The 12,801-nt window shown below is 37.2% G+C and carries 11 protein-coding genes; 8 read left to right on the forward strand and 3 right to left on the reverse strand.

Going from position 1 to position 12,801, the window contains the following annotated elements; genetic code table 11:
* Positions 1-8: 8 nt before the first annotated feature.
* Positions 9-335 carry a YbaB/EbfC family nucleoid-associated protein gene (locus tag DPX34_RS07560; RefSeq protein ID WP_111977806.1) on the forward strand — a complete coding sequence of 109 codons (327 nt, stop codon included), beginning with the start codon at positions 9-11 and terminating at the stop codon, positions 333-335.
* Positions 336-441: 106 nt separating this feature from the next.
* A complete protein-coding gene (gene recR, locus DPX34_RS07565; protein ID WP_111977807.1) occupies positions 442-1,041 on the forward strand; it encodes a recombination mediator RecR in 600 nt (199 codons plus the stop codon).
* Positions 1,042-1,139: 98 nt separating this feature from the next.
* Here recR and DPX34_RS07570 read toward each other — a convergent pair whose 3' ends face one another.
* The 3 genes from DPX34_RS07570 to mutS form a co-directional block, all read right to left on the reverse strand.
* Positions 1,140-1,973: an SDR family NAD(P)-dependent oxidoreductase gene (locus DPX34_RS07570; RefSeq protein WP_111977808.1), complete on the reverse strand. Its 834-nt coding sequence runs from the start codon at positions 1,971-1,973 to the stop codon at positions 1,140-1,142.
* A 474-nt stretch (positions 1,974-2,447) separates the two neighbouring features.
* Entirely contained in the window at positions 2,448-3,023 is a 576-nt protein-coding gene (locus tag DPX34_RS07580; RefSeq protein WP_111977809.1) for a peroxiredoxin family protein, read from the reverse strand.
* A 77-nt stretch (positions 3,024-3,100) separates the two neighbouring features.
* Positions 3,101-5,698 carry a DNA mismatch repair protein MutS gene (gene mutS / locus DPX34_RS07585; protein ID WP_232824692.1) on the reverse strand — a complete coding sequence of 866 codons (2,598 nt, stop codon included), beginning with the start codon at positions 5,696-5,698 and terminating at the stop codon, positions 3,101-3,103.
* Positions 5,699-5,722: 24 nt separating this feature from the next.
* On the opposite strand from mutS, the gene DPX34_RS07590 reads away from it, so the two are divergent.
* The 6 genes from DPX34_RS07590 (at position 5,723) to DPX34_RS07615 (ending at position 12,771) form a co-directional block, all read left to right on the forward strand.
* A complete protein-coding gene (locus DPX34_RS07590) occupies positions 5,723-6,226 on the forward strand; it encodes a CinA family protein (protein ID WP_111977810.1) in 504 nt (167 codons plus the stop codon).
* Between the two features lie 166 nt (positions 6,227-6,392).
* Entirely contained in the window at positions 6,393-7,430 is a 1,038-nt protein-coding gene (gene recA / locus DPX34_RS07595) for a recombinase RecA (RefSeq protein WP_111977811.1), read from the forward strand.
* Positions 7,431-7,642: 212 nt separating this feature from the next.
* Complete coding sequence (locus DPX34_RS07600) at positions 7,643-8,863, forward strand: hypothetical protein (protein WP_111977812.1); 1,221 nt, start codon at positions 7,643-7,645, stop codon at positions 8,861-8,863.
* On the forward strand, positions 8,863-9,294 hold the full coding sequence (locus DPX34_RS07605) for a type 2 periplasmic-binding domain-containing protein (RefSeq protein ID WP_111977813.1): 432 nt from the start codon (positions 8,863-8,865) through the stop codon (positions 9,292-9,294). Before DPX34_RS07600 ends, DPX34_RS07605 begins: the two co-directional genes overlap by 1 nt.
* On the forward strand, positions 9,287-10,864 hold the full coding sequence (locus tag DPX34_RS07610) for a sensor domain-containing diguanylate cyclase (RefSeq protein ID WP_111977814.1): 1,578 nt from the start codon (positions 9,287-9,289) through the stop codon (positions 10,862-10,864). Before DPX34_RS07605 ends, DPX34_RS07610 begins: the two co-directional genes overlap by 8 nt.
* A gap of 8 nt (positions 10,865-10,872) precedes the next feature.
* Complete coding sequence (locus DPX34_RS07615) at positions 10,873-12,771, forward strand: putative bifunctional diguanylate cyclase/phosphodiesterase (RefSeq protein WP_111977815.1); 1,899 nt, start codon at positions 10,873-10,875, stop codon at positions 12,769-12,771.
* The last annotated feature ends 30 nt before the right edge of the window (positions 12,772-12,801 follow it).

Here is a 12,801-nt window from a genome sequence, read left to right on the forward strand (position 1 = left end):
GTAAAAATATGTTTAAAGGCGGAATGGGTAACATGATGAAGCAGGCGCAACAAATGCAAGAGCGCATGCAAAAAATGCAAGAAGAAATTGCAAACATTGAAGTCACGGGCGAATCAGGCGCGGGTATGGTTAAAGTGTCTATGTTAGGTAACCATAACGTACGTCGCGTTGCTATTGACGAAAGCTTAATGCAAGACGATAAAGAGATGTTGGAAGATTTAATTGCAGCTGCAATTAATGATGCTGTTCGTCGTGTTGAGCAAACCAATAAAGAAAAAATGGCTGAAGTTACGGGGGGTATGCAATTACCGCCAGGCATGAAAATGCCATTCTAATTTGGGTTTTATATTTGAATTATAAAAAAGCCGATTTTATTATCGGCTTTTTTATGAGTTAATGCGCTTTGTATTATTCCCCCTAAAGTAAATAATTTGGATTTTTATGTCGTTCCCTGTTTTATTAGAAGATTTGATCCGTTCATTAAAAGTATTACCCGGAGTTGGTGCAAAATCAGCTCAACGTATGGCGTTTGCGCTATTAGAAGGTGAGCGTTTAGGTGGAAAAAAACTAGCGAGTACGTTAACCAATGCAATCGCTGGCATTAAACATTGCCAATCATGCCGTAATTATACCGATGTTGAATTATGCGAGCTTTGCAGTAATCCTCGTCGTGTATTAAATGGACAAATATGTGTCGTGGCAAACCCATCTGATGTTGCTGCGATTGAACAAACTGGACATTTTCAAGGCCGTTATTTTGTCTTGATGGGGTTATTATCACCTCTTGATGGTATTGGTCCGGAAGAGCTTGGTTTAGACAAGCTTAAACATTTGATGCAGGATGACACCAGCAATGAATTAATATTAGCGACAAACCCGACTGTTGAAGGCGAAGCTACTGCGCATTATATTGCTGAAATTGCCCAAACCTTAGGCCTGAAGGTAAGCCGAATTGCTCAAGGTGTACCGGTTGGCGGTGAGTTAGGTATGGTGGATGGTAAAACTTTAGGGCATGCGTTTTCAGGTCGAAAAATACTATAACGAAGTATAGAGCCGAAGCTTGTGTTTGGGGTGAAGCCGCAGTTGAGTTATACCCATAAGATTGGGTATAACACGCTTGTTACTTATAGTTTCATTGGTTATGCTTTTGATGCCCCTATTATGGTGTCTAGCCAAGCCGCAGGTAACAACCTTTTTAATGTACCGAATAAATAAGTTGGGAACGTAACATAGTATCGCGGTTTTGGCTTTTTGCTGTTTATGATCTTTGTTATGCGTTTATAAACTGCTGAAGGGGGTAAAGTAAAAGGTACGGCAGGCCCTTCTTTTTCGAGTCGAGCTAACGTTTTTTGGTATAGAACGTGATGAACGCTATCTTCAACATTAATGCTTTTTTGCATTTGAATTAACGCATTTTTTCTAAATTGGCTGGTGATCGGCCCAGGTTCTATTAAGCTAATACTAATATTGGAATCTCGTAATTCTAATCTTAGCGTATCGGCTAAACCTTCAATTGCATATTTCGATGCGTTATAAGCGCCCCTAAAAGGCATTGATACGATACCGAGTACAGATGAGTTGTAAACTATTTTTCCATGCCCGATTTCACGCATGTGTTTAATACACAGGTTAGTGAGTTGATGCCAACCAAAGACATTGGTCGAAAACTGTTTTTCAAGCCACTCACGCGATATATCTTCTAATGCACCGGCTTGGCCATAGGCACCATTGTTAAAAAGTAATGCGATTTGATTATGTTGTGCATTCTTTAAAGCCCAAGCAAACCCTGCTATTACGCTTTCTGAATCGTCTAAATCGAGCTTATAGGCCGTGAAGCCAGCTAAGGTTAAACGCTTTACATCTTCATCATGGCGCGCTGTCGCTAATACATGAAATCCATCAGCTTTTAGTTGTTTTGCAACATATTCACCAATACCAGAAGAGCAACCTGTAATTAAAATAGAACCTTGCATAATTAACTGTATTTGTTTGATTTTAAGGGATTATATACACAAGCTTGGCTTAGAAATAGGCATTTTTATGAATATTGATTGATGTATTGAGAGTTTATTGTTGAAAGCCACATAAATGTAGACGCACTGTTATTTATCAAAAGCGTTTATCGTGTTTGAGTTTAGATTGTTTAATACCAATTCATATAAATAAGTGATCTCTCAGAATGCATCCAGCGGTTTTTGAACAAGGCGTCGGTGTACAGGAATGGTTGTTCCCTTTCAAATACCGATAACGCAGGTCAAAAGCCGCTGGGGCATTCCTTTCAGGCGAGTTTTAAATGCGCTTACTCTGTGTTGCTGGAACTCAAAAGAGTACCATTATTTAATTTAAGCGCATTTAAGCGTTCGCTGAGTGGGCACTTATTATTACGGATTGGTATAAGTGTATTTTTCGGCGTTAAATTTAATTTAACGCCTATTATTGAGGTGTTGTTACTTTAATCGTTTTTTGATGACGTCAAGCATTTGTTGACCTGTCGGGCGCTCTTTAACGTTTTCGCTCACGTAAAACCAAACAATTTTACCTTGCTGGTTTATTAAAAATACACCCGGGTGAGGGTAATCTTTATTGGTTTTTATACCGTAAGTCATGCTGGTTTTGTGGTTTTCATCACTTAAAAATAGGTAGTCTTGGCCAAATTTACGTTGTGTATTTTGATTAGTCTGTACTGAATCTGGGCTGATCGCGACTAATTGCACGTTAAATGCTTCAAGTTCTGGCAGAATGGTTTCAAACGATGACAAGTTGCTAATACAGAAAGGGCACCACTCACCTCGATAAAAAACCAGCATGGCATGTTTAGATTTTAATATATCGTTTAATTCGACCGTTTTATTATTGGAATTTTTAAGGGAAAAGCTCGGTGCTATTTGACCAGTTTGTACTTGTACACCGCTAATGTCGCTGTAACTTTGTTGATTTAATTGTGCTTCTGGCACCCCACTGGCCGTGCAGCCAAAAAGGAGTACACAGAATAGAGATGAAATAATAGAGGTTGTTTTTGTCATTTTGCTATCAAGGCCTTATTGAATTTTATGCTTATTCAATAAGACCTTAACTTTGTATTTTAAATTACACAAATGAATTAATTATTTAGACTTAATTTTTTTAGCTCATAAATTAATTCTAAAGCGGCTTTGGGGGTTAAATCATCAGGTGAAATAACATCAAAAGCACTAACAAGTGGATGAACCGCTTCAAGTTGAGCTAGCGCGAGCTGGGTTTGTTGATTGAGCTCTGCTGAAGATAAGTGAGTTTGTTTATTGATTGTCTCAAGTGCTTGTAGCTTGGCTTTGGCTTGGCGTACTATCTTTTGTGGCACCCCAGCTAAAGCCGCAACTTGCAAACCATATGACCGGTTGGCTGCCCCTTCTTGTACGGCATGCATAAACGAAATCGTGTCGCCGTGTTCGATAGCATCTAAATGAACATTAACTACATTAGCGTGATCTTCTGCCAACTGAGTTAATTCAAAGTAATGAGTTGCAAACAACGTTAGCGCACAAATTTTGGTAGAGAGTGATTCAGCACAAGCCCAGGCTAATGATAAACCATCGTAAGTACTGGTTCCGCGGCCTATTTCATCCATTAATACCAAACTGTTTTCGGTTGCATTATTTAAAATGTTAGCGGTTTCTGTCATTTCAACCATAAAAGTTGAGCGACCGCTAGCCAGATCGTCTGACGCACCAATTCGAGTAAATATACGATCAATTGGGCCTATTTCAGCACTTTCTGCCGGCACAAAACAGCCCATATGCGCCATAATTGTAATTAGGGCTACTTGGCGCATGTAAGTTGATTTACCGCCCATATTAGGACCGGTAATGATCAGCATTTTACGATCATGTGAAAAGCTAGCGGGGTTGGCAATAAAAGGTTCTGTTGATAAAACCTCAACTACAGGGTGTCGGCCACCTTGAATATTTAATCCCGGTTCGGGGCTGAATGTTGGTCTTGCATAATTAAGTGTTTCAGCGCGTTCAGCTAAATTATTCATTACGTCTAAATTAGCTAAATGCTGAGCCGTGAGTTGTAATTGAGTAATATGTGGGACAAATTCATCAAATAGGTTTTCGTATAATTGCTTTTCAAGGGCTAACGCTTGGCTTTGGCTGCTTAACACTTTGTCTTCTAATTCTTTGAGTTCAGGCGTGATAAAACGTTCTGCATTTTTCAAGGTTTGTCGGCGAACATATTCTGTCGGCGCGTCATGTGATTGTGAACGGCTGATTTCGATATAAAAACCGTGAACTCGGTTATAGCCGACTTTTAAGGAATGTAAGCCCGTGCGTTCACGTTCACGTTGTTCAATTTGCTCTAAGATACTTTCAGCGCCACGACTAAGTTCGCGGTAATCATCGAGTTGGCTATTATAGCCTGCCGCGATCACGCCACCATCTCTGATCACGACGGGTGGGTTTTCAACTATTGCGGTTTGAAGTAATTGAGCGAGCGAATCAAATGTAAATATGCCATTGGCATAGGCTTCTAAAATAGCATTATTGGCTTGGCCTAGGTGCTGTTTTAAATCAGGTAATGCATTTAATGCTTTTGATAAGCGTGAAAAATCACGGGGTCGAGCAGAGCGTAATGCTACTCGCGACAGTATGCGTTCAATGTCGCCAACAAGCTTTAATGCCTGTTTTATATCATCGTGGTATTCAACGGATTGTATTGCTTCAATTAAATCTAATCGAGATTCAATAATATTAACATCACGTGTGGGTTGCACTAAATAACGCTGTAGTAATCGGCTACCCATAGGCGTCGACGTTTTATCAAGCACGGCAATGAGCGCGTTTTCACGTTGACCCGCTAGCGTTTGATTAAGCTCTAAGTTTTTAATCGTTACCGCATCTAAATATAAACATTGATCAAGCCTGAGTATTTTAATGCTTTGCAAATGCGGCAGGGCTGTTTTTTGAGTTTCTTTAACATATTGTAATACACAACCCGCTGCCGAAATGGCAAGGTCTGTTTCTTTTAGCCCAAAGCCTGATAAATCTGAAATAGCAAATTGCTTGCACAATTGAATCGTGGACGATTTTAATTCGAAATCCCAATCAGGGCGATGTTTGATGCATTTTAATTTATCTAATACGGCGGTATACATGAAGCTCTCAGGATAGAGCACTTCACTGGGCGACACTTGCTGTAAAAAAGTTTTTAGTTCATCAAGCGATTTTATATTCGCAACTTCAAATCGACCTGTACTGATTTCAATGCAGGCTACGCCAAATTTTTCTTCTGAACTCCCATATACCGCGACTAATAAATTATCTTTTTGCTCATCGAGTAAGGCTTCATCGGTAATGGTACCCGGTGTTAGCACTCGCATTACTTTGCGCTCAACAGGCCCTTTACTGGTTGCTGGATCTCCAACTTGCTCACAAATGGCGACGGTTTCACCGAGCTGTACTAATTTAGCAAGGTAAGTTTCAACCGCGTGATAAGGAACACCAGCCATCGGAATCGGTTTGCCAGCGGTTTTTCCTCGGTGTGTTAATGAAATACCGATTAATTCGGCTGCTTTTTTGGCATCATCAAAAAAGAGTTCGTAGAAGTCCCCCATACGATAAAAAAGCAATGTTGTAGGAAAATCTGCTTTTAATCCTAAATATTGCTGCATCATGGGCGTATGTTGGGTAATATTTTGCTCTTTATTACTATGTTGTGGCATTAACCTTAAACCTGAATCAAAAATATGAATAAAAATTGGACGAATATTAAACAGCTATCAACTGATGTTGGTAAGTTATTAGCTAATAATAACAGTACTTTATCCACTGCCGAATCATGTACGGGCGGTGGGATTGCATATGCTATTACAGAAATAGCCGGTAGTTCTGCCTATTTTACCCAATCTTGGGTAACATACAGTAATTTAGCTAAAATAAATTTACTGAATATTCCAGAGAGCATTATTGAGCAATACGGTGCGGTGAGTGAATCAACGGTTAATGCCATGGCTATATCAGCATTAAATCAAGCGGGTAGCGATTATAGTATCGCTACTAGCGGAATAGCCGGGCCAGATGGCGGCAGCAATGATAAACCCATAGGCTTAGTTTGGTTTGCCTTTGGTATGCAAGGAAAAGATACATTAGTTGAAAAGCAAATTTTTGATGGAGATAGAGAATCGGTGCGTATACAAGCCATTGAGTTTGCACTTAATAAATTGAAAATGGTGATCATGCCTAACGTGTGATTATGAAAAAATTAGATAAAAAACTTGATACTGGATAGTTAAACAGTATACTTACTGTTAATTGATACAGTGTATTTAACATTACATCTCAGCATCATCATAATTTTATAATGAGTAACTAACTAGCGATTGTTACTAGCAAAAACAGAATTTAACGGAGCTAAAAATGAGCGATAATAAAAAGCAAGCCTTAGGCGCAGCATTAACTCAAATTGAACGCCAATTTGGTAAAGGTTCAATTATGCGTTTAGGTGATAACACAACACTAAAAATTGACAGTGTATCAACGGGGTCATTAGGTTTAGATATCGCTTTAGGTATAGGTGGTTTACCTTATGGTCGAATCGTTGAAATCTACGGCCCTGAATCATCTGGTAAAACAACGTTAACGTTGCAAACAATCGCTCAAGCTCAATTACAAGGCAAAACGTGTGCATTTATTGATGCAGAACACGCTCTTGATCCAATATATGCAAAAAAGTTAGGTGTAAATGTAGAAGAGTTAATCGTTTCTCAACCTGATACTGGTGAACAAGCATTAGAAATTGCAGATATGCTGGTTCGTTCAAGCGCCGTTGATGTTGTTATTGTTGATTCCGTTGCCGCATTAACACCAAAAGCTGAAATTGAAGGCGAAATGGGTGATCACCATGTTGGTTTACAAGCTCGCTTAATGTCACAAGCATTACGTAAGTTAACCGCGAATATTAAAAGATCAAATACCTTATGTATATTTATCAACCAAATTCGCATGAAAATAGGCGTTATGTTTGGTAACCCTGAAACGACAACAGGTGGTAACGCGCTAAAATTCTATTCTTCGGTTCGTTTAGATATTCGTCGAATTGGTGCTGTAAAAGATGGCGATGAAGTGACGGGTAATGAAACTCGCGTTAAAGTGGTTAAAAACAAAGTTGCACCCCCTTTCAAACAAGCTGAATTTCAAATTCTTTATGGCGAAGGTATTTGCAAACAAGCTGAACTACTTGATTTAGGCGTGCAGCATAAGTTAGTTGAAAAAGCGGGGGCTTGGTATAGTTATCAGGGTAACCGTATTGGCCAAGGTAAATCAAACTGTACTAAATACCTTAAAGAAAACGTTGAAATTGCAAATGATATTGAAACAAAATTACGTGATTTATTATTATTAAAAGCAGTAGCTGAAGACGTTGAAGATTTAAAAGAAGAAGCACCAGAAGAGTAAACTTTCAATCAAATTTTTTAAACGATATTTGATTTTTAGACACGACTCGTTTTCAAATAAAGCCTAAACAGAAATGTTTGGGCTTTATTTGTTTTGAAACTTGAAAAAATCGTCGTGTAGTACGAAGATTAAAGTACTGTTTCTAAGCCATATTTATAATATGGTTTGGTTTAGATTATTCAATGAGTTTTGTGAGTAGGTAACTATCCCCCATGATAAAAAACCTTGTTATGGTCTTTACGTTGTTAATGGCATCAACCGCTTTTGCTGAACAGTCTGTTATGTTTAGTGGGTTTGGTACGTTGGGAGCAGTATATTCCGATTCAGATGTTTATGGGTATCGCAAAGATGTTAGCTTTAATAAAGGCGTATTTGATGGCGATGTAAATTTTAAAACTAATTCATTACTTGGGGCACAAATTGACGTTAATTTATTAACCGATGTTGATATTGTTATTCAAGGTGTTTTAAAAGATGTACCCAAAGATACCTTTAATCGCTATATAACTCTCGCTTTTATTCGATACGATTTATCGCCTAGTTGGCAATTTAGAGTGGGTAGAACCGCTGCTGACGTATATTTAATAACTGAATTTAGAGATGTAAATTTTTCTTATACTTGGGCAAATGCACCGACAGAAGTATATGGCATAAACCCATTTAAAAGTTTAGATGGTGGTGATGTAACATACTCGACGCGTATTGCTAACGGGACTTTTAGCGCCAAAATCTTTGCTGGCAGTGCCGAATCAGAAATATCGAGTATACAAGTTGTAGAAGATGTTGCGCTGGATAATGTTTATGGTGTTTCGTTAACTTATGATGAATTTGATTGGTTAATTCAGATAAAGCGCACCGAGGTTAAAATTGGTAATGAAAGTGAAACTAATTTACAGCTCATCGCTGCATTGCAAGAGATCCCCGATTTTTTATGGCCATCTGCTGATTCATTTACTGAAACCATGCGAACGAAAGACGCTAGGGTCGCTTATACATCTGTTAATGGTAAATATTTAACGGGCAATTGGTTATTAAATGCAGAGTTGGCACATATAAATTCAGCCAGTGATGTTATCCCCGATATTACGAGTGCATATACTTCAATTGCTTATGAATTGCTTGATAATACTTTTTATGGTGTATATGGTTTAATTAAATCTGATCGATATGTATTTGATGAACCCGATGCTAATACAGAGCTCTTGTTGCCAATTATTTCCGCTATTTCTGGCGCTAGAAATTTCTATTCTGCTAATCAAAAAACATTGTCGCTAGGCTGGCGCTATAATTTTAATACTCACATGGCGCTTACAGCACAGTGGAGTAATACAAAAATAGAAGATACCGGTGGAACCTTGTGGTTAAGAAAAGCGAATAACGCACCGGCTGAAACCGTTAATACTTACCAATTGAATATGAGTTTTACATACTAATGAAAACTTTATATGCAATCCTCATCCTTTTTAGCTTTCTAGCTGGATCATATGCATACGCTAATGACCAGTTGGTTGTTGTAGTTAATAAAAATAACCCAATTGAAAAAATGAATAAATCAGAGGTGATCGATTTATTCATGGGTAAATATGTTGCTTTTCCTAACGGAGAAAAAGCCACACCGGTTGAAATGGAAGGTGAAAATTTAACTAAACAAGCTTTCTATGAACAACTCGTGGGAATGTCATTATCAAGAATAAATGCCTATTGGTCGCGGATCCGTTTTTCGGGCCGAACACGTTCTTCAATCCAACAAAATAATGAAGATGATTTAATGGTTTATATTAATAATACCGAGTCTGCGATCGGTTATATTCCACGTTCTAAAGTGACTGATGATGTAAAGGTGGTTTTTGAATTAAATGAATAAAAGTGGTTTAATTATTCGATTAGCTGTCGTTGTCGTTTTTACGGCTATTTGTGCAGGCGTCGTTATTACACAGCTATTTAATAGAATCACTTATTTAAATGAATTAGCGTTGAGTGAGCAAAAAATTCAACAATTACATAATACTGTCTTTGCAACTGCCTCTATTGCCACCTATTTACAAGATGAAGAACTTATTCAAGAAGTTATCAACGGCTTAAATTCAAACGATATCGTACAAAACGCACAAATATACACTGATTGGGATACAGACCATACTATAACGAAGCCGGCTAACTCGACTGTATTTGCTTTATATTCACCTTTTGAAGTGACACGCAAAGTGGGTGCATTAATTATTACACCCAATGTTGAACATATTAAAGAAAGGGCAGAACAGATTGGCCGAGATAATACGATTGTATTAGCTTTGCAGGCGAGTATTGTATCGTTTATTACCTTAATTGTGGCTTATTTTGTTATCACTAAACCTATTTTAAGAATTGGTCATGGCTTGCATCATATAGAGCCTGGGAACCGTGACCGAGTTAAATTACCTGAATATCACACTGAAAGTGAACTCGGTTTGTTAGTTTCTGATATCAATAGCTTATTAGATAAGGCTGAGCAGCAAATAGAGCAAGAGCGTGCATTACGATCTGAAGTTGAGTTGTTAGAAAAGCGCTTTAGAATGTTATTTGAAAATTCGACTGCGCCTATTGTTTTAATGGAGCCGAAAGGCAATATATTACTTTATAATAATGCTTTTTTAGGATTGGTTAATAAATTAAATATTCCCTTTAAGAAAAATTTTGGCTCATATTTAAAACATCTTTTTTTAGATGAAAAATTATTAGATAACACGGTTCAAGCGGCTTTTAATAATGATGAAACGGCGACAGGAGAGTTTAAATTACATTCAAATAACTCAGATATAACCGTTTGGGTTCAAGCGGTTATTACGTCTACCGTTACCAATGACTACAAAGAATACTACCAAGTTACCCTGCATGATATTTCTAAGCGAAAACAACAACTCGAAATTCTTGATCACAAAGCTAACTATGATCAATTAACGCAGTTATTTAATCGGCATGCTGCCGAAATTAAAATTCAAGGGTTTATTGATAAACGACAACCTTTTGCTTTATTGCTTTTAGACTTAAATGATTTTAAGCCAATCAATGATATTTATGGGCATGATGCTGGAGATGAGATTTTAATCCACGTTACTGGTCAATTAACCGCCTCTTTAAGAAAACAAGATATACTGTCGCGTTGGGGCGGTGACGAGTTTGTCATTCTGTTACCGAATGTAACCCCCGATATAGTCGATAAAATTGCAATAAAGTTATATGACAAGGCGAGTAAAAGTTACTTTCTTAAAGAACATGATAAAAGCGTGGGGGTTACATTAAGTATCGGTGTTTCATTTTTCCCTGATGATAAAGAAACTTTACACACATTAGTCAAAGGTGCAGATCAAGCGATGTATGAAATTAAACGTAATAAAGTGACTCATCCGGAGATATACATTAAGCATTACGCTAACCTTAGCCATAAATTGATTTAGACTTTAAAATGAGTAATCGCTTTTTACCCGATAACAATTTACTTTTTGATGCCAACCGTCGTATTAGCCAATTACGCACGTTATTACGTTTGATATTACTCATTGTTTCTTCACTATTGGCTACATATTTTATCCAATACGATTTTAATCAAATCCATATTGCGTTGATTAGCACCATCTTTGTATTAAGCCTGTTTTATGTATTTTTAACACTTGATACCAGTAGTATTATTTCAGGTATGTTGATATGGGGATTGACAATATTAATTCTCTTTTTGGCTTGGCATAATGGTGGGTTATACGCCTCCGCTATTACCGCGTTGCCATGCATCTTAATGCTCGCGATAATTTCGACGAATCGAGTCGTGTTCATTCCTTTAGTTTTATTTATTTTATTGGCTATTTATGCTTTAGGTTATGCTCACGTTTTTGGGTTGATTGCATTTAAAAGCACAGACCAAATCGAGTTTGTATGGCGTAAAGCGTTTGATATATCGGTCGTCTTGTTTTCTTTTTCGCTTGTTATGTCATTTATTACTAAAGATATTTCAAGTTTATTATTTAATTTATCACAGCAAAATGAAACCTTATTAAATGAAAAAAATGAAGCTATAAAATTAGGTAATTACGACGATTTGACTGAATTACCAAATGAGCGTTTGTGTTTGGAAGGGTTAGAGTCGCTTATCACCATAGCCCAAAAAAAGGGAACTATTTTAGCATTTATAACGCTTGATATACATAACTATAAAGACATTTGCAGTTCATTAGGTCATAGCCAAGGTGACTTAGTTTTAAAAGAGCTTGCGGTTAGATTGTTAGTTTTGTTTAACGGCCAACCTTATTTATACCGTTTTCCGGGCAATGAATTTGTGATTTTGCGCCCTGCTATTGATTATGAAGAAGTCTCTGTTTTTGCTGAGCAAATATTACAAGCGCTGACTAGCCCTTTTATGATAAGAGAATATGAAATTGAATTATTAGGTGCCATTGGTGTTGCTATTGCGCCTTTTGATGGCGATTCAATGGAATTATTGCGTAAAAAATCTCATCTCGCTTTATATAAAATAAAAGATAAAAAAACGTGTGAGTATCACTTTTATGATGAAGATTTAGAGAGTATTGAATCAAATAAATATCAGATGATTAAAGCGCTAAAGTTAGCCTTAGAAAATGACGAGTTTGAATTGTATTTTCAACCCAAAGTTGATTTATCTAATGGTAAAATTATTGGTGCTGAAGCGCTGATCCGCTGGCATCGGCCTAACCATGGAATGGTCCCACCTGATGTTTTTATTGGGCTTGCAGAAGAGTCGGGCTTAATCGTCGATTTAACTAAATGGGTTGCAAAAAATGCGATCCAAGCTTGTAAAGGTTGGCATTCTGCCGATTTAAATCATTTAAGTGTGGCGATTAATTTATCCGCTGTTGATTTTCGCCGCGGCAATTTACCTCAAACTATCTTCAAAATGCTTAATAATGCGTGTTTATCGACTCATTATTTAGAGCTTGAATTAACTGAGTCGATGATTATTGATGATCAGTCGCACGTACAAAGTCAAATATTAGAGCTTCATACTAAAGGGGTCATGCTAGCTATTGATGATTTTGGAACGGGCTACTCAAATTTAGGTTATTTAAGTCGGTTTAATGTCACCACTCTAAAAATCGACCAATCATTTATTAAACGGATGAATGACACGCAACACGATTATTTAATTGTAAAAGCGATTATTCAATTAGGCCAGAGCTTAGGTATTAGCATTGTTGCTGAAGGTGTTGAAGACCAAGAAAATGCCGAATTATTAAAGCAGCTTAATTGCCAATATGGTCAGGGCTATTATTGGTCTAAGCCTTTGAAGAATGAGGATTTCATTCAATTAGTCAAAAAACATAACGTGATATAATTTAAAACCATAGAACCCTACTTTTTTTAT

The organism is Algibacillus agarilyticus (assembly GCF_003286125.1).
Classification (GTDB): domain Bacteria; phylum Pseudomonadota; class Gammaproteobacteria; order Enterobacterales; family Alteromonadaceae; genus Algibacillus; species Algibacillus agarilyticus.

Coding starts and splice junctions, on each gene's coding strand:
- DPX34_RS07605 (WP_111977813.1), top strand. CDS start 8,863: ATGAAAACTTTATATGCAATCCTCATCCTTTTTAGCTTTCTAGCTGGA.
- DPX34_RS07590 (WP_111977810.1), top strand. CDS start 5,723: ATGAATAAAAATTGGACGAATATTAAACAGCTATCAACTGATGTTGGT.
- recR (WP_111977807.1), top strand. CDS start 442: ATGTCGTTCCCTGTTTTATTAGAAGATTTGATCCGTTCATTAAAAGTA.
- DPX34_RS07610 (WP_111977814.1), top strand. CDS start 9,287: ATGAATAAAAGTGGTTTAATTATTCGATTAGCTGTCGTTGTCGTTTTT.
- recA (WP_111977811.1), top strand. CDS start 6,393: ATGAGCGATAATAAAAAGCAAGCCTTAGGCGCAGCATTAACTCAAATT.
- mutS (WP_232824692.1), bottom strand. CDS start 5,698: ATGCCACAACATAGTAATAAAGAGCAAAATATTACCCAACATACGCCC.
- DPX34_RS07580 (WP_111977809.1), bottom strand. CDS start 3,023: ATGACAAAAACAACCTCTATTATTTCATCTCTATTCTGTGTACTCCTT.
- DPX34_RS07615 (WP_111977815.1), top strand. CDS start 10,873: ATGAGTAATCGCTTTTTACCCGATAACAATTTACTTTTTGATGCCAAC.
- DPX34_RS07570 (WP_111977808.1), bottom strand. CDS start 1,973: ATGCAAGGTTCTATTTTAATTACAGGTTGCTCTTCTGGTATTGGTGAA.
- DPX34_RS07600 (WP_111977812.1), top strand. CDS start 7,643: ATGATAAAAAACCTTGTTATGGTCTTTACGTTGTTAATGGCATCAACC.
- DPX34_RS07560 (WP_111977806.1), top strand. CDS start 9: ATGTTTAAAGGCGGAATGGGTAACATGATGAAGCAGGCGCAACAAATG.